This window comes from Campylobacter concisus (assembly GCF_002913865.1).
In the GTDB taxonomy this organism is placed as follows: Bacteria; Campylobacterota; Campylobacteria; order Campylobacterales; family Campylobacteraceae; genus Campylobacter_A; species Campylobacter_A concisus_AM.
Genome location: NZ_POYX01000153.1, coordinates 1 through 16127, shown reverse-complemented (window position 1 = coordinate 16127; position 16127 = coordinate 1). Strand labels below are relative to the sequence as shown.

The following is a 16127-nucleotide window of genomic DNA, read 5'->3' as shown; positions in this document are numbered from 1 at the left end:
GCTTGAAATAGTGCAAATTAGCATTATTTTAAAATTTTAAAAATAGAGGATTTTAAAAAAATTTTGAAGAAATTTAGATATCTAGCTCAAACTTCTTAAAGCTAACCCTTGGATTTATAGTTAGCTTATCATGTGAGATAAACTCTTTTTTTAAGTATTTTTCTCGACCAGCTCTTGCTATCATCAGCGCATTGTCAGAGCAAAACGCAAGTGGAGCTAGCAAAAGCTCGCACTCATTTTTTTGACAAAGAGTTTCAAGTCTTTTTCGTAAATTTAAATTTGCGCTCGCTCCGCCAACGACGCCAAAGCGCTTGAAATTTCTTAGCTTAAAAACCTTTTCAAGTTTATTTAAGATGTGTTCGCAGGCTGTGTTTTCAAAGGCGTAGCAAATATCCGTGATATCTTTTTGTGTGATAGTTTCAAGTTTTGAAATTTCAACTCTGACTTGGTTTTTAAGCCCTGAAAAGCTGTACTCAAGGCGCTTGTCGTGAAGAAGCGGAACGGTAAATTTAAACCTATCTTTATCCTCACACAAAAGTGCGTTTTGCTGCACAACAGCGCCTCCCGGATAGCCAAGATCAAGCATCTTTGCCACCTTGTCAAAGCTCTCGCCAAAGCTATCATCGCCAGTGCTTGCAAGCTCTAAAATCTCACCATTTTCGTCAATCTCAAGAATCATCGTATGTCCGCCACTTACTAGCAAAACGCCAAGCGGAAATGTGGTCTCACGATCTAAAAATAGCGAGTAGATGTGGCCAACTAGGTGATTTACAGCAATTAGCGGTATATTTAGGGCGATGCTTAGCGCTTTTGCCATGCTCACACCACCTATTAGGCTCACGCTTAGCCCTGGCTCGTTTGTCACAGCGATCGCTTTTATATCTTTTAAATTTGGCAAGATATCATTTAAAAGCGCTGGCAGTGCCTTTGTGTGAAGCCTCGCTGCAAGCTCTGGGACCACACCACCAAAGATAGCGTGCTCCTCTTCTTGTGAGATCTTTTTATAATAAATTTGCTCTAGCGTGCGTTCGTCTATAAGCGCGACAGAGCTGTCATCGCAGCTACTTTCTATGCCAAGTATCATCTAAACTCCGCTAGTATCATGCCAGCAAATTTCTCTTTGCCATTTTCGCTTTTGTAAAACTCGACCCTGTAAATTTTGCCATCTTTATCTATGCTGTAGCTCTTGTTTAGGCTGTTTTTATCGATGTCCTGCTCGCTCTCATCGATGCTTTTAGTGCCATATCCTATGACATTTACGCGCACGTTTTTGAGCGATTTTACTTTAAAGCTCTTTTTCACGCTAAATTTGTCGCCACTTTTTAGCACCTGCTCGTTGCTGTCGCTCAAAAGAGAAATTTTATCAAGCGGCTTTGCAAACTCGAAGTATTGTGGCTTTAGCTTTGTAACAGAACGGTTACCATACTGCACTTTGTAAGTCTCTTTATCTTTTATGACGGCGATTAGCGGATTTGGCGAGTGGTAGTTTAGCTCGCCCTTTTTAAATGGCACGAAGCTTATCACTGGTTTTAAATTTTTAAGGCTAAGAGCGTAGCTGTCAAATAGCTCAAGTCTGATCTCTTTTTCGATCGCCTTTTTCACACTTTTGACATCGAGCTCAAATGGCCTAGTAAAGCTAATACCAGCCTTTTTCATATACTCTTCGATCGCTATAAGGTGATAATATGTCCTTTGCTCGGCATTTAAATTTTTACTAGCTTCGTTTGCAAAGGCTGACTTGTTTTGCGTGATAGCATAGTAGGTGAGGCTTTTTAGCATCTCTTTATCGCCCATCGCGGTGTGCGTATTTTTGACGTGATACTGATGTTTTGGGTCTATGAGGTGCTTATTTAGCACGTCTTTTACGCTTGAGGCTATACTTTCAAGCTCTGGATACTTTGAGCCTGGTAGCGTGCTTTGGTCGATTATGCAAGTGTTGCCCCATTTGTCTGGGTTTTCGTCCTTGTTTATAAAAGTATCTCTATAATATCCGCTACCATCGTGTAAATTTAAGATGAGCGTGACGTTTTTGTCGGTGATGACGTCTTTTATCTTCATCACTGAGTTGTAGTCTGGATCGTCCTTTTCGACGTGGGCAAATTTTCTATTCATATCGCCCTTTGTGCCGCGACTTCGCTCGATGATGCTTGGGAAATTTAAATTTGGCACGACCCAAAGCGAGCCTTTTGTGATGTTATAATCAGTCGCCACGATAGAAGCCGCCAAAAAGCCGCCTGGCTCGTCGCCTTGTATGCCACCGATTAAGAGCATAGTATTGCTACTTGGCTCACCTTTTTTGATAAGTGCATAGTCCAGTGCGCTTGCATTTGCAAGGCTTGCAGCCGCAAGAGCTGCTAAAAAAAGTCTAAATTTACGCATTAATATCCTTCGTAATGCTTTGTTTTTGGCAAAAGCAAATTTAAAACTATACCAGTAACCGCGCCAAGTCCGATACCTGAAAATTTAACCGCTCCAAGGTCAAGCACCATGCCACCGATGGCAAAGATGAAGATGAGGGCTACGATTATCATATTTCTAGGATCGGCAAGATCTACTTTATTTTTTATAAGTGTCTCCATGCCAACGCTTGCGATGATGCCAAAAAGTAGTAGCATGATGCCGCCGATAACTGGCGCTGGGATGGTCGAGAGCACCGCGCCAAGCTTGCCAACAAAGGCTAGCACGATAGCAGTGATCGCTGCAAAGGTCATGATTGCTGGATTATACGCTTTTGTAAGACTAACTGCACCTGTGACCTCTGAGTAGGTGGTGTTTGGCGGACCACCAAAGGCAGCAGCTAGCGAGGTAGCTAGGCCATCGCCTAAAAGGGTATTTTTAAGCCCTGGATTTTTCAAAAAATCCTCTTTTGTGACGTTTGAGATAGCGAGCATATCACCGATGTGTTCGATCGCTGGGGCGATGGCGATAGGTATCATGTAGATGATCGCTTCGAGTTCAAATTTTGGTGCGCTAAAGCTTGGCACTCTAAACCAAGGAGCGTTTGCAATGGCGCTAAAATCAACCATGCCAAAGCAGTAAGCCACGATGTAGCCAGCGATAATGCCAAGTAGGATCGGTATAAGCCTAAACATCCCGCGTCCTAGCATCATGACAACGATAGTAGCTATAAGCGAGGTGGCTGCTACCATCATAGCTACATTTTGAGTGTAGATTTCGGTAGCTGAAGTCGCCATCTTAACGGCATTTGGAGCAAGTATGAGGCCTATGGTCATGATGACAGGACCAACGACAACTGGAGGCAAAATTTTATGCAAAATTTTCTCTCCGCCAAAGCGAACGACAAGACTTAGCGCGACGTAGAAAAATCCAGCAAATATAACGCCGCCCATAGTCACTGGTATGCCCCATTTTTCGATGCCATACTGAAGCGGAGCGATGAAAGCAAACGAGCTTGCTAGAAAGATCGGCGGGACGTTTTTTCTAGTGATGATCTGAAAAAGCAGCGTTCCAAGACCTGCTGTAAAGAGTGCGACGTTTGCATCAAGCCCCGTAAGGATAGGCACGAGCACGAGCGCGCCAAAGGCGACAAATAAAAACTGCACACCGATGAGACTTTGCCTAAGATCAAATTTATACCCCTCATACCTTTGCATTTAGCATCCTTTTTGCGTATTCTCTAACCTCTTTATCAACTTCATAAATTTCATCTACGCTTGAAATTTTAAGACTCTTAAATTTTTTAGCTGAACCTAAAATAAGCCTTGATATATCCAAAAATGAGCACTTTTTCTCTAAAAAGCTAAATACTCCAACCTCGTTTGCAGCGTTTATCACTACGCCTAGATCAGGATTTGCTAAGACTTCATCTTTTAGCGAAAAGACTGGATATTTTTTAGGGCTGATCTTGTGAAATTTGATACTTTTTAGATCAAGTAAATTTGCGTGTGAGACGATGTTTTGCTCGACTTTTTCAAAGATAGCGTGTGCGATAGCTAGCTTCATATCAGTGCGCGAGAGGTGCATCGTGCTTGAGCCATCGATAAACTCGACTACGGCGTGGATGGCTGAGGTAGGCTCTATCACGGCCTCGATATCTTTTATGCCGTAAAGCCAGTAGGCCTCCATCACCTCAAAAAGCTTGTTTGTCATCGTCGCGCTATCAATGGTGATCTTTGCGCCCATATCCCAGTTTGGATGCTTCAAAGCATCGTTTGGCGTGGCATCTTTTAGAAATTTGATCGGTTTTTTATAAAATGCCCCGCCGCTTGCTGTGATGATGAGCTTTTTGGCTGGAGTTTTGTTTTCTAGTAGAAATTTAAGCCCAAAATGCTCGCTGTCTATTGGCAAAATTTCTCTTGTTTTTAAAAACTTGCCGCCGACAACGAGGCTCTCTTTATTTGCAAGTGCTAGCCTTTTGCCAAGCGCTTGTGTCTTTAGACTAGGAGCAAGCCCAGCAAAGCCAACAAGGGCATTTATCACCTTTTTTGAGCTTGAAATTTCAAGCATTTCCAGTAGGCCTGCTTCGCCAAAAAAGATGTTTTTGGCCTCAATGTTTTTTACTTTTTTAACTAGCTTTTCGTCGCCCACACAGACAAATTTTGGCTTAAATTTTAAAATTTGCTCGTTTAGCAAAGCCACGTTTTTAGCGCAGCTTAGCGCCTCAACCTCTACATTAAATTTCTCGCAGAGCGCTAGAGTATTTTTGCCGATCGAGCCAGTTGAGCCAAGTATTACCACGATAGCGACCAAAGTAGCGCAACAACGCCAAATAAATAGCCATCTATCCTATCGAGCATACCGCCGTGTCCTGGAAACAGCGAGCCACTGTCTTTGACGCCACAAAGTCTCTTTAGATAGCTCTCAAAGAGATCTCCCCAGACCGCAAAGACGCAGACTAAAAAGCTTGAAAATAGAATTTGAAAAAAACCATCTGTTATGAAATTTCCAACGACGCAACCAACTATGGTGCCCACTACCACGCCGCCAACTGCACCCTCGATAGTCTTGTTTGGTGAGCTTGGGCTAAATGGATGCTTGCCAAACATCTTACCAACGAAAAATGCGCCACTATCGCTCGCAACTACGCTTAAGATAAGCCACGCAAGATAGCCCATACCATACTCTGAGTAGAGCATCCACATCATAAAGATAGGAGTTGTCGGATAGACAAAAGGGGCGACTAGCTTTAAATTTTCGCTTTTTATGTGCGCAAGGATAGATGCCACTAGCATGATCGCAAGGATCGCGATGAAGATCGGATTTGTAAAATATGTAAGCACGTAAAATGCGAGCGCTGCATAAACTAGCTGTTTGTGATCGATGCCATAAAGCTTGAGCGACTCATTAAAGGCAAAGTAAAGCACAGCGCCAAGCAAAATAAAATTTAAAATATAATTATCTATAAAAAAAACTACCAAAATAGCAACAAACATCAAAACGCCAGTAATTATGCGTGATCGCATACTTTCTCCTTAAAATCGTTATTTTGCCGTAATTATAACACTTAAAAGTTAGACGGCGTTTATAAGAGTGAAATTTGGTTTAAAATGTGTTTGAAAATTTGATACGAGCATGGAAGGATATTTGATAGAGCCTTACATTGCATGCGTTTTATTGAGACTCCAGCAAATTTTAAATTTAGAGCTGGCATATCACGGCTCTAAATTTAGTAGTCTGCTAAGGCGAGTGAGTAAGATTTTAAAATTTATAAATTTGCTTTGTCATATCAGGTGATCGTCAGGCAAATTTTAAAATTTCATGAGCGAGTAATTTCGGCTCTAAAATTTGAGCTAAGCTGCAAGCGAAGCCAAATTTTAGTAGTCAATTCTTACGAGTGAATGGAATTTTAAAATTCGCAAAAATAGTTTTTATAAATTTAAAGTTTTGCTTCTTTGTTAAGGGGGAAGAGGCTTGAATTACGGTCCTGCTTGCAGTTGCGAGCTTGCGAAGCAAAAGAGCTCTCCCCCCCCCCATCTTTTTTTTAACAATCCCCTGTCTGCTTTGCAGTTACGAGACGAAGTCGAAGTAAAGCCCGACGACGTTAGAGGTAGCATGCTTCAGCGCTAACGCACTGCATGCGGTTTATCCTAAAAAGCTTACATTTAATTTTAAAATTTCATGAACGAGTAATTTCGGCTCTGATTTTAGTGGCAAGCTGTACGAGACCTAAAATCAGTAGTCAATTCTTGCGAGCGAATGGAATTTTAAAATTTGTAAAAAAGCTTTATTGAATTTTAAAATTTGAATTTTTACATAAAACCCAAGCAAATCCCTACTCTATCTTACCCCTTGCCAAAACTGGCACCTTTTCGCAGACCTCATCGCCGCTTACGAGATAGGCGTAGTCATATAAATTTACCACCGGGCAGATGTGATTTGGATAGATGCGCACGAGATCACCCACACGCACGCTGTTAGCAAATTTCTCGTTTAAGATGATCGCATGCTCGTCAAATAGGCTATCTATCCACACTTCATGCTCTGCGATGAATCCCATGCCAGGCGTCGTGCAAAAGCCCTCAGTGCGCCTCTCTTTAGTTAGCGCCTTTGCCCCAGCATCAAGGATAGTGCGGGTCGCAGTCGGCCTTGAGATCACAACGCTAAGCACGCTAGCAGCGTTCATATCAAAGCTACCATAGGCATTTGCCTGCGACGCATCCATAAATATATATGTGCCAGGGCGAAGCTCTGTAACGCCTTTTGGTATCTCAAAGTCATTTATCAGCGAGGGCGTAGAGCCGATGCTAACGGTGAAATTTTCATAACCAAACTCACGCGCGATATCAGCAAATTTTAGCGTTCTCTTGGTTGCTACTTTAAAAATTTGCTCGCACTCACGCTTATCTTTTGCCTTGTATGAGTGGCCATCATGCGAGAAAACACCGCAAAATTTCACGTTTTTACACTCCCCAAAAGCGCTCATCAAAGCTCTAAACTCAGCCTCTTCTATGACACCCGAGCGGTTTTCGCCGACTTCTATCTCGACAAGCAGCCTAGCTATCTCGCCAGCCTCGCCAAATACCTCGTCAATGAGCCTTAAAATGCCCACGTTATCGACGCCAAAGCTCACTTTAACGCCAGCTTTTTGCATGGCTATAATGCGAGCAAATTTCTGCCTTGTGACGATCTCATTTGCGATGAAAATGTCGTTTAGCCCCTCTTTTGCCATCACTTCAGCCTCGCCCACCTTTGCTACTGTGATGCCCTTTGCGCCGTGAGCCACTTGCATTTTCGCAAAGTATGGCATCTTGTGCGTTTTGGTATGTGGTCTTAAGCTTACATTAAATTTATCAGCATATTTTTGCATTTTTTCTAAGTTTTTTAGCACTATCTCCCTGTCTATGAGCAGTGCTGGAGTGTCTATTTCAGTGATTTTCATGAGCTATCCTTTCTTTTTTCTTAGATTTTAACTCTAATTATTTAAAAAGGATAGCTTTTAGCACTTTAAATTTTCAAAGTGTTACTTTTAGGCCTTTCTTGCGCCGATCTTTGGTGCGTCAAACGCCCTGACACGTTTTGGCGTGCCCTTAAATTTCTCAACTTCGACAAGGCTCGTGTGGGCGGTGTTGCTCTGGCTCATCTTGCTTGATGGCACGTCTTTTGTGAGCACGTTTAAATTTCCGTGCAAGCAAAGGCTCTTCTCGCCTGGCACATCTGGGTCGTACCAAGCGCCCTCACTCACGATGACGACGTTTTGTGGCACATCCTCGGTCACAAATGCACCGCACAAAATTTCGCCCCTGTCGTTGTAAATTTTTACCACATCGCCCATTTTTATCCCTCTAGCTTCGGCTGTTTTTGGGTTTATGAGCACTGGCTCGCGCTCTGCGATCTCGTTAAAATGGCGAAGCACAGAGTTGTTTAGCTGCGAGTGAAGCCTAAATTTAGAGTGCGCGCCGCTGATGGCGATAGGGTATTTTTTATTTTTTGCGCCCAGCCACTCAAACGGCTCAAGCCACGTCGCATGCGGTGGGCAGTCGTCGTAGCCAAAGCCAGCGACCGTTTCAGAGTAAATTTCTATCTTGCCAGATGGCGTTTTTAGCGGATTTGCCTCTGGGTCGTCACGGAATTTCTTGTAGTTTGTAAAGTAGCGTTTTTTCTCATCGACCTTGTCAAATCTAAAATATCCCTTTTCCCAAAACTCATCAAAGCTTGGCATGCTCTCATATCCAAGCCCAGCAGCCTTTTTAACGGCATCTTCGTAAATTTCCTTGACCCACTCTAGCTCAGTTTTGCCCTCGCTAAATGCCTCTTCTCTGCCCCACTCTTTTGCGATGAGCCTTGCGATCTCAAAGTCGCTTTTACTCTCGCCAAATGGCGTAACAAGTGGCTTAATGGCAAAGAGATATTCGCTAGTTGAGTTTGCCAACTCGATGTCTGTTCGCTCGCACTCAAGCGCGGCTGGCAGGACAATGTCGCTTAGTTTTGCTGTGCTCGTCCAAAATGGCTCGCAAGTGATGATCGCTTGCACTTTTTGCATAGCTTTTATCGCCCTATTTGTCTCTGGATGCCTTGTAAATGTCGAGCCATTGGCGTTAAACATCACTCTGATCTTTGGTAGCTTGTAGCTCTTGCCATTTCTAGTTATCTCTTTGCCAGGGCTTAAAAGCGCGTCTATGAGCCTTGAGTTTGGCAGCTCGTAGCCCTTAGTCTTTGGCACCAGCCCGCTATCAATAAATTTTTGTGGCACTTTCGTCTCAAAAGCCGCTAGTTTAGGCGCTATGAAGCTCTCGTCAGCATTTTTGTGCATGCCGTCATTTGTGACAAAGCCACAACCCTCTTTGCCGATGTGTCCAAGCATCGCATTTAGCGTCACAAGCGCCCAGTAGGCCATCTCGCCGTGATCTTGCCGCTGAATCGCGTAGCCACTAACTATAACTGAGTCGTTTTTGGCTAGATCCTCGCTAAATTTCGCCAGCTCTTGCTCGCTCACGCCACAAATTTTGCTTGCCCAAGCTAGGTTTTTATTGACCCCGTCTTTTGTGCCGAGCATATACTCTTTAAATTTATCAAAGCCAACGGTGTATTTTTCTATAAATTCTTTGCTGTAAAGCCCCTTTTCAAAAAGGTAGTTGCACATACCTATCATCATCGCCGTATCGGTGCAAGGCACGACTTCAAGGTGCTTTGCACCAAAATATCTTGCGCTTTCGTTGTGATAAACATCGACGCTATAAATTTTCATCTCGCCGCTCTCGCCTTTTTTTCTGATCTCATCGTAGTATTTATATGAGTTGTGAAGCGGCACGCCAATGGCGATCTTGTTTGAAACGACTGGGTTTGTGCCCCAAAATACGATCGTTTTGGCATTTTTTAAGATAGCCTCCCACTTTGTTGGCGCTAGTGTTGGGTCGATAAAGCCAGTGATGTGAGGCAAGATGACAGTCGCTGCGCCGTAAGAGTAGCCACCAAGCTCATTTACATATCCGCCAAGCACGTTAAGTAGCCTCTTTGCGGTCTTTTGGCTGTGACCGACTTTACCAAGGCTACCCCACTGATAAACCTGTCCGTAGATCGCTTCAGCGCCGTATTTATCAAAATTTTCTTTTAAAATTTTCGCACTTAGCTTTATCGCCTCATCCCAGCTCACGCGCACAAACTCCTCTTTGCCACGAAGCTCTGGCTTTGGGTTGTTTGGGTCAGCCAAAAAGCTCTTTCTAACAAATGGATATTTTACACGGCTTTCGTTTTGGATATGATCAAGAAGTGCGTTGTTTAGCTCATTTGGGCACGCATCGCCCTCAAATGGCTCAGTCTCAACCACGCGCCCTGCGATAGTTTTTACATAAAATGGGCCAAATTTGTTCGCACTTAGGCCACTTTGCTTGTCAAAGAGCGCCTGAGCTGCTCCGTCAAGCTCCTTTGCTTGAAGGCTTGCTGCGCTTAAGGCGCCAAGTCTCAAAAAGTCTCGTCTTTTCATTTTTTCTCCGATATTTGGTTAAATTTGTTTGGTTTTATGAGTTATAAATTTACTATTTTGTATCATCTTGTCATGAAAAGGCCTTGTAATGTGATACGCAAACTTGCGTCTAAATTGCGTTATTTTAGCCAAAAATATTAAAGGATAGACAAATGGTAGGATTTTATGTAAATGTAAAGTTAAAAGCTGGATGCGAGGCGAAATTTGAAGAGATTTTAAAAGAGATCGTGCCAGCTTCAAGAAAAGATAAAGGCTGCATAAGCTACGAGTGTGGCGTAGTTGCAGGCACTAAAAGCGAATACTGCTTTATGGAGAGCTGGGAAAATTTAGAGAGCCAAAAAGAGCATATGAAGAGCGCTCATATGGTGAAAAATGCGGCTGCGCTGGAGGCTTGCAAAGAGAGCCAAGAGGTAAAAATAATAAATTTTGTAAGCGTAAAGGAATAATATTTGCTTAAAAAAGGGCAAAATTTAAAAAAATGAGCGAAGAAAAGATGCTTGAGATGATAAACGCGACTGCCGATATTATGTTTATGGCTATACTTAGAGGACGTGTGAGCCTTGAAGCCTGCAAAAAGGACAAGGAGTTCATCGATGCTTTAAGAGAAGAGCTGCTTAGCAAAAACCCAAACAAGCTCAAAGTCGCGCAAGACTCGCACCAGATGATCGCCATTTTTGAAAAATACCGCAATAAAAAATAATCCAACTTAAAATTTAAATTTATTTGCCGATATAGTGTTAAAGGATTTGACATGATAAACGCACTAAATGGACTTAATCAAAGCTTTAACTATCAAGACGCTTTTAATAAGCAGCCAACGACTATCGCAAATTTAGGCAAAGTAAAAATTTCTCCCAATGCCCTAGACTTCAAGCATCTATCACTTTCTGGCTACTCGTCAAATGATAAAATTTCTATCTGGGGCAAGATGAACGGGCTTGATAGCTCTATGGGTAAAGATGAAGTTGCTAGCCTTAAAAATTTCGTTGATAGCACGAAGCTTTGGCGAGCAAGCTCCATTCTAACCAGCGAGAAAAACGGCTTTAGCGTAGATGAGTTTAACAAAACTTACAATATATATGCTATTGCCACCGACAACCTGAAACTTCTAATCAACCACGCCAATGGCATACTTTATCTAAACCGTGAGGCTACAAATTTACTAGACTCTGATCTAAGCGTCGATAAATTTAAAGACAAATGGCTGGAATTTACCGCCGAAAGGATACTTGGCGAGCATGCAAATGTGAAAATTTCTTTTAAAGACGGGGCTTTACACTACGAGCAAACATCGGCTAAAAAACGCATAGAAGTCCTAGGTCAAGCGATGCCGCATCGTGTAAGCTACGCTGATAAAAATAGCAAAGATGAGTTTTTGAAATTTCTAAAAACAAGCTATGAAAAGGGCGAAAATATCGCTGATGTGCTGCAAAATATCGCTCTTACGCCAGTTAGAGAAGATGGCGGTGAAGAGATAGAAGAAGAGAAATTTAAGCCTATGCAAGTTATCAAAAAGAGCGTGACCTACACGGACAAGGATATAAAACGTGAGTTTTTTGAGGAATTTATCAGGCGCGAGGTCGAAAATGGCGCAAGCTTTGATGATCTAGTGCAAAAGCTAAACAAGCTAAAGCCAAAGGATGTGCTGGCTTAGCTTTAGGTTTTAAATTTATGGGGCTGACTTGGCACACTAAATTTATTTTGCTTAAATTTTTGAAGCTGGCTTAGTTCTCTAAATTTCTATTTAAATTTGAATTAAAGAGTTAGTTTAGCTCCAAATTTTCTACTCAAGTTTAAATTTGAAGAGCTAGCTTGACTTCTCAAATTTCTGCTTAATCTTAAATTTTAAAGAGCAAGCTTTGCTCCATAAATTTATATTAGGGCTTAAATTTAAAACGCCTGCTTAACCGATCAAATTTCTATTTAGATTTAAATTTCTTGAAGCCAGCTTAGCTCTCTAGATTTTAGCTCAGACTGAATTTAAAGAGCCAGCCTAGCCCTCAAAAAATTTCTACTTCGGATTATTTATACTTATCACCATATTTTTCTCATCAAGATATAGCCTAGCAGCCTCTTTGATATCGTCATTTGTGAGCGCTTTGACCGCATCTATATACTCATCAGCCGTGTAAAGTGGCGTGTTAAAAATTTTATTTGAGATGATGAGATTTTGCCAAAACTCAGGCTTTTCGTAGTCTTTTCTTATAGAAATTTCACTCTGCGCCTTAAAATCCTCCAAATGTTTTGGCAAAAGTGCGCCATCACGCTTGATACTAGCCATTATCTCCTTTATCTCGGCGATGATCTTGTCCGTGTTTGCAGGGTCGCAAGTAAAGCCGATCACCGCCTTTGAGTGCTCATACGGATAGCGAGCGAGCCTAGCGTTTAGGCTAAAGCCGTATGTTTGACCTTTGTCTTCTCTGATCTTTTCACGAAGCGCCGTTTTTAGGACCGAGCTTAGCGCTCTTAGCTTGACCACCTCTTTGAAGCTGTATTTTGTATCTAAATTTATTATATCCACGCTCACATCGCTTCTTTTTGTGCTTTGATACTCTCTTTTAAAGGTGTGCTGCCCTTTGATGCTTCGCACGCCGTCATCTTTAAAATTTTCAGCCTCGCCAAGCTTAGGCAGCGTGGCGATATACTTTTTAACAAGTGGCAAAAGCCTCTCCTCGTCGGTGTCGCCGATGATTACGAAGGTGTATGAGGCTGCGTTTGTAAATTTATCTTTGATAATCTCTTTTAGCTCATTTAGCTTTAGCGCGTCGATCTGCGCCATCTCAATGGGCGCTACACGCTTGTTGTTTTCGTAAAAAAACTTGCTAAATTCGGTGCTAAATTTATATTCAGGTAAATTTTGCTCTTTAGCTAGCTCATCTTTTGCTCTTTGCTTTATCCTCTCAAGCACGTTTGCATCGGCTCTTGGCGAGCTAAACTCTAAATTTATAACAGCTAGCAACGAGCCAAGATCGCCACTGCTTGAAGAGCCGTAAATGCCCTGTGTAAGCGCCTCTATGCTCTTTTCGTAGCTTACTATCTTGTCGTTTAGCACCTTTGAAAGCTCGTAGTTGTTAAATTTGCCAACGCCACTTTCATTTGTAAGCGCAACCGCAAAGCCGCCAAGCTTAGGATCAGCAAGATCTGAAGTGCCACCCTTGCTAATGGCCGCAAACAAGATGCTATCTTTTTTGGTGGCTAGTGGCTTAAAGATGACTTGCGAGCCATTTGGCAGCTTATAAGTATAGATGCCATGCTTTTGGTCAAATTTGCTAGAAAGGATATCTTTTGGCTCTAAATTTTCATTGCCAAGGCTCTTATTTAGGCTCTGGCTAGCCAAATTTGTATCGTAAGGTTTTGCCTCATCTTTTAGCTTCAAAAAGGCATCTTTGCTAAGTTTAAAACCATCTTTGCTAAAGACCCTCACGCGCTCATCAGGTATGGCTAAAATTTGCCTAAATCTCGCATTAACATCCTCTAGCGTGGTCTCGTTTAAGAGCTTTAGGCTAAGGTTTTTGCTATCTTCATCGCTTAGCACAAAGCCTCCATTTTCGATCATATTTAAAATTTCACTTGCATAAACGCTTGATTTTTTAGTTTTTGAGCGTTTAAATTTAGCCTCTACGTTTGCCACAAACGCCTTTTTCACATCGCTAAAATCGCCTTTGTTAAAGCCAAATTTCTCAATGCCCTTTAAAACACTTAACATATCTTTAAGGCTAGCGTTAAAATCATCTCCGATCACATTTTCCTCAAAGCTATAAATTTTTTGCTTTGCTTGAAGCGTTTGCGCCATAAAATCAACACTTAAATTTGATGAATTATTTGCATTTTTTTGCTCATAAAGCATATTTATAAGGCTAGCTATTAGCGCATCTTTTAAATTTCGCTTCACATCAGCCTCATCCAAGACTGGCTTAAATTTATCAAAAAAGCTAAGTCTTACAAACTGAGCTGCCGTCTCGTTTGCGTCGTAGTTAAAGACATTTAGCCCATCTTTAAAAGCGATGCTTTTGTTTGGATGAACGTATGAGTTGCTATTTTTTGCTGCGCTAAAGTTTTTTCTATCAGAGCTTTTATCTCATTTTTATCAAAGTCGCCAACTGCCACAAAGCTCATAAACCTTGGCTGATAAAGCCTCTCGTAAAACTCTTGCATGTGCTTAGCATCCACGCTTTTTATCACTTTCATGTCGCCAATAGGCACTCTTTTTTGATAGATGCTGCCTGCAAAGATGTCCTTACTTTGGGCAAGATAGAGCCTATATGCTGGCGTGTTTCGCTGGCGCTCCTCTTCCATTATGACGCCACGCTCCTTATCAAGCTCGCCTGCATCGATCTTTACACCATCGATCCAGTTTGAAAAGACCTTAAAAACATCCTTTAAATTCTTCTCATTTACATTTATGCTTAGCGTGTAGCTCGTCTGATCGTAGCTGGTTTGCGCGTTTAGATCAGCGCCAAATTTGACCCCAAGGCTCTCAAGCTGTTTGATGAGCTCATTTTTGCTAAAGTCACGGCTGCCATTAAACGCCATGTGCTCCAAAAAGTGCGCAAGCCCCTGCTCGCCCTCTCTCTCATCAGTCGAGCCTGAGTTTACGACTAGGTAAAAGATGGCCGTTTTTTGTGGAAATTTATTCTCTTTTATATAGTATTTTAACCCATTTTCAAGCTCACCACTTAGCATATCTTTGTCATTTTGCAATGCATTTAGGCTAAGTGCTAGGCATAAAAGTAGCAGAATTTTTCTCATAATCCGTCCTTTAAATTTCTATGTAAAAGCGGATTTTAGTATAAATTTTAAAATGCAAGATAAAGCTAGCCTACTAAATTTGCAGGCTAGTTGGGAGGTGTTATTTTAGTTCGTATTTTTTAAGCAGTGCGTCGTAGCTGCCGTCTTTTTTCATCTCATCTAAAATTTGATTTATCTTAGCGATAAGCTCACTCTCTTTGTTTTTGTCAAAAGCTATTGAAAAGCCTTCGCTGCCATCAACCTCTTTGAAAAACGCCTCTACTTCAGGGTTTTTCTTTATAAAGCCATAGCCGATCGAGCTATCAAGGATAACCGCGTCAAATTTGCCAACTTTTAGCCCCATTATGAGTGGCACAGTATCTTCTGAAGGCACTACTTTTGCGCCATTTATCGCATTTGCAGCTAGCTCTTGAATGGTGCCTTGTTGCACGCCTACTTTTTTGCCAGCTAGCTCCTCTTTAGCTTTTAACGCATCGTTGCCTTTTTTCTTTAGGTAGATGTTTTCAGTTAGGTAGTATGGCTTTGTAAAATCAATCGACTTTAGTCTGTCTGGAGTCGCACTCATCGCACTTATGATGCCATTTATCTTGCCAGCTTTAAGCGCTGGGATGAGGCCATCGAAGCTCATATTTACTATCTTATATGAAAAGCCAGCACGCTTTGAAATTTCATCTATAAGGTCGATGTCAAAGCCTGTTATTTTGTTGTTTTCATCGATGTATTCAAATGGCGGGTAGTTTGCCGCTGTACCAAATTTTAGCTCGTTTGCACAAAGAGCAACAAAAGCTGTCAGTAAAAGAGCAAAGATCTTTTTCATGTCTATCCTTTAAGGTGATTTAAAGCCCTAATTATCGGCATTTATCTATTAAAATTTGTTTAAATTTAGCGCAATGACAGAAATTTACATAAGCTTGTAAGGCGTATAGGTATGTGCGCCAAAAGAAGTCTAGCAAATTTTAAAATTTCATGAGCGAGTGTATCTAAAATTTATTAGAGCTTTTAAAACGCATGCAGTGCGAAGCACTGAAGCATGCACCTTGAACGTGCGAGGGTATTGTGGGATCTAAATGGAGATAAGGGGACGGCTTCGTAATTCAAGTCCCCTTGTCTCCCTTTTGGATAAAGCAAATTTATAAATTTGATTAGATTGCTATGTAAATTTTATCTAGTCTAAATTTACATAGCCCTCTAATGCTTCAGAGAGCTATGTTTTGTATTTAATTGTAGTAGTTTGTTTTTTTAAAACCTCTTCTTCCTAACATCCTCAACTATAGCTTTAGCCATCTCATCTACTTCAGATGTTACTTCGTTTGCTTCATTAGCAATTGCTACGTTTTCTTTTGTTAGGTGATCTATTTGAGCAACTGATTCATTTATCATGTTTATTCCTTCACTTTGCTCTTTGATTGATTCACTCATCTCATTTATTGATTGAGCTAATACATTTGTATTTGCTTCTATCTCTCCTAGAGATTTTTGAGTTCTTTCAGCTAGTTTT

The 16127-nt window shown here is 41.5% G+C and carries 13 protein-coding genes and 1 pseudogene; 3 read left to right on the top strand and 11 right to left on the bottom strand.

What is annotated here, in order from left to right:
• Positions 1 to 73: 73 nt before the first annotated feature.
• From tsaD to CYP77_RS09795, 7 genes are all read right to left on the bottom strand, one after another.
• Positions 74 to 1084 (bottom strand): tRNA (adenosine(37)-N6)-threonylcarbamoyltransferase complex transferase subunit TsaD, encoded by a 1011-nt coding sequence (gene tsaD, locus CYP77_RS09825; RefSeq protein ID WP_103599761.1) that lies wholly within the window; start codon positions 1082 to 1084, stop codon positions 74 to 76.
• Positions 1081 to 2379: a M99 family carboxypeptidase catalytic domain-containing protein gene (locus CYP77_RS09820; RefSeq protein ID WP_103567712.1), complete on the bottom strand. Its 1299-nt coding sequence runs from the start codon at positions 2377 to 2379 to the stop codon at positions 1081 to 1083. Before CYP77_RS09820 ends, tsaD begins: the two co-directional genes overlap by 4 nt.
• A complete protein-coding gene (locus CYP77_RS09815; RefSeq protein WP_103567713.1) occupies positions 2379 to 3614 on the bottom strand; it encodes a uracil-xanthine permease family protein in 1236 nt (411 codons plus the stop codon). The genes CYP77_RS09820 and CYP77_RS09815 overlap by 1 nt, the downstream gene beginning before the upstream one ends.
• A complete protein-coding gene (gene dxr, locus CYP77_RS09810) occupies positions 3601 to 4710 on the bottom strand; it encodes a 1-deoxy-D-xylulose-5-phosphate reductoisomerase (protein WP_103567714.1) in 1110 nt (369 codons plus the stop codon). Before dxr ends, CYP77_RS09815 begins: the two co-directional genes overlap by 14 nt.
• Complete coding sequence (locus CYP77_RS09805; RefSeq protein WP_103567715.1) at positions 4692 to 5423, bottom strand: phosphatidate cytidylyltransferase; 732 nt, start codon at positions 5421 to 5423, stop codon at positions 4692 to 4694. The genes dxr and CYP77_RS09805 overlap by 19 nt, the downstream gene beginning before the upstream one ends.
• Positions 5424 to 6232: 809 nt before the next feature.
• Positions 6233 to 7339 (bottom strand): D-TA family PLP-dependent enzyme, encoded by a 1107-nt coding sequence (locus CYP77_RS09800; protein WP_103567716.1) that lies wholly within the window; start codon positions 7337 to 7339, stop codon positions 6233 to 6235.
• Between the two features lie 87 nt (positions 7340 to 7426).
• Positions 7427 to 9880 carry a molybdopterin-dependent oxidoreductase gene (locus tag CYP77_RS09795; RefSeq protein WP_103567717.1) on the bottom strand — a complete coding sequence of 818 codons (2454 nt, stop codon included), beginning with the start codon at positions 9878 to 9880 and terminating at the stop codon, positions 7427 to 7429.
• Positions 9881 to 10032: 152 nt separating this feature from the next.
• Here CYP77_RS09795 and CYP77_RS09790 point away from each other — a divergent pair, with 152 nt between their 5' ends.
• From CYP77_RS09790 to CYP77_RS09780, 3 genes are read left to right on the top strand one after another with little or no spacing between them, the layout of a single operon-like run.
• Positions 10033 to 10326: a putative quinol monooxygenase gene (locus CYP77_RS09790; protein WP_012140151.1), complete on the top strand. Its 294-nt coding sequence runs from the start codon at positions 10033 to 10035 to the stop codon at positions 10324 to 10326.
• 32 nt (positions 10327 to 10358) lie between these two features.
• The gene (locus CYP77_RS09785) at positions 10359 to 10580 is read left to right on the top strand and encodes a hypothetical protein (protein ID WP_002941152.1); all 222 of its coding nucleotides are present in this window, start codon (positions 10359 to 10361) and stop codon (positions 10578 to 10580) included.
• Positions 10581 to 10631: 51 nt separating this feature from the next.
• Complete coding sequence (locus CYP77_RS09780) at positions 10632 to 11534, top strand: hypothetical protein (protein WP_103567718.1); 903 nt, start codon at positions 10632 to 10634, stop codon at positions 11532 to 11534.
• Positions 11535 to 11891: 357 nt separating this feature from the next.
• Here the strand turns inward: CYP77_RS09780 and CYP77_RS09775 are convergent, their stop codons facing one another.
• The 4 genes and pseudogenes from CYP77_RS09775 to CYP77_RS09765 form a co-directional block, all read right to left on the bottom strand.
• The gene (locus tag CYP77_RS09775; protein ID WP_258032429.1) at positions 11892 to 13787 is read right to left on the bottom strand and encodes a M16 family metallopeptidase; all 1896 of its coding nucleotides are present in this window, start codon (positions 13785 to 13787) and stop codon (positions 11892 to 11894) included.
• Positions 13788 to 13864: 77 nt separating this feature from the next.
• Positions 13865 to 14629 carry a M16 family metallopeptidase gene (locus tag CYP77_RS10265; RefSeq protein ID WP_258032430.1) on the bottom strand — a complete coding sequence of 255 codons (765 nt, stop codon included), beginning with the start codon at positions 14627 to 14629 and terminating at the stop codon, positions 13865 to 13867.
• A 100-nt stretch (positions 14630 to 14729) separates the two neighbouring features.
• Positions 14730 to 15446, bottom strand: coding sequence for a basic amino acid ABC transporter substrate-binding protein (locus CYP77_RS09770; RefSeq protein WP_103567719.1), 717 nt, complete (start codon positions 15444 to 15446; stop codon positions 14730 to 14732).
• A 422-nt stretch (positions 15447 to 15868) separates the two neighbouring features.
• Positions 15869 to 16127, bottom strand: a pseudogene (locus tag CYP77_RS09765) (methyl-accepting chemotaxis protein); the annotation flags it as partial.

What these genes read in the sequence shown, in the direction of transcription:
- CYP77_RS10265 (WP_258032430.1), bottom strand. Translation starts at nt 14,629, where the DNA reads ATGAGAAAAATTCTGCTACTTTTATGCCTAGCACTTAGCCTAAATGCA.
- CYP77_RS09820 (WP_103567712.1), bottom strand. Translation starts at nt 2,379, where the DNA reads ATGCGTAAATTTAGACTTTTTTTAGCAGCTCTTGCGGCTGCAAGCCTT.
- CYP77_RS09770 (WP_103567719.1), bottom strand. Translation starts at nt 15,446, where the DNA reads ATGAAAAAGATCTTTGCTCTTTTACTGACAGCTTTTGTTGCTCTTTGT.
- CYP77_RS09790 (WP_012140151.1), top strand. Translation starts at nt 10,033, where the DNA reads ATGGTAGGATTTTATGTAAATGTAAAGTTAAAAGCTGGATGCGAGGCG.
- CYP77_RS09800 (WP_103567716.1), bottom strand. Translation starts at nt 7,339, where the DNA reads ATGAAAATCACTGAAATAGACACTCCAGCACTGCTCATAGACAGGGAG.
- tsaD (WP_103599761.1), bottom strand. Translation starts at nt 1,084, where the DNA reads ATGATACTTGGCATAGAAAGTAGCTGCGATGACAGCTCTGTCGCGCTT.
- CYP77_RS09795 (WP_103567717.1), bottom strand. Translation starts at nt 9,880, where the DNA reads ATGAAAAGACGAGACTTTTTGAGACTTGGCGCCTTAAGCGCAGCAAGC.
- CYP77_RS09805 (WP_103567715.1), bottom strand. Translation starts at nt 5,423, where the DNA reads ATGCGATCACGCATAATTACTGGCGTTTTGATGTTTGTTGCTATTTTG.
- CYP77_RS09780 (WP_103567718.1), top strand. Translation starts at nt 10,632, where the DNA reads ATGATAAACGCACTAAATGGACTTAATCAAAGCTTTAACTATCAAGAC.
- CYP77_RS09815 (WP_103567713.1), bottom strand. Translation starts at nt 3,614, where the DNA reads ATGCAAAGGTATGAGGGGTATAAATTTGATCTTAGGCAAAGTCTCATC.
- CYP77_RS09785 (WP_002941152.1), top strand. Translation starts at nt 10,359, where the DNA reads ATGAGCGAAGAAAAGATGCTTGAGATGATAAACGCGACTGCCGATATT.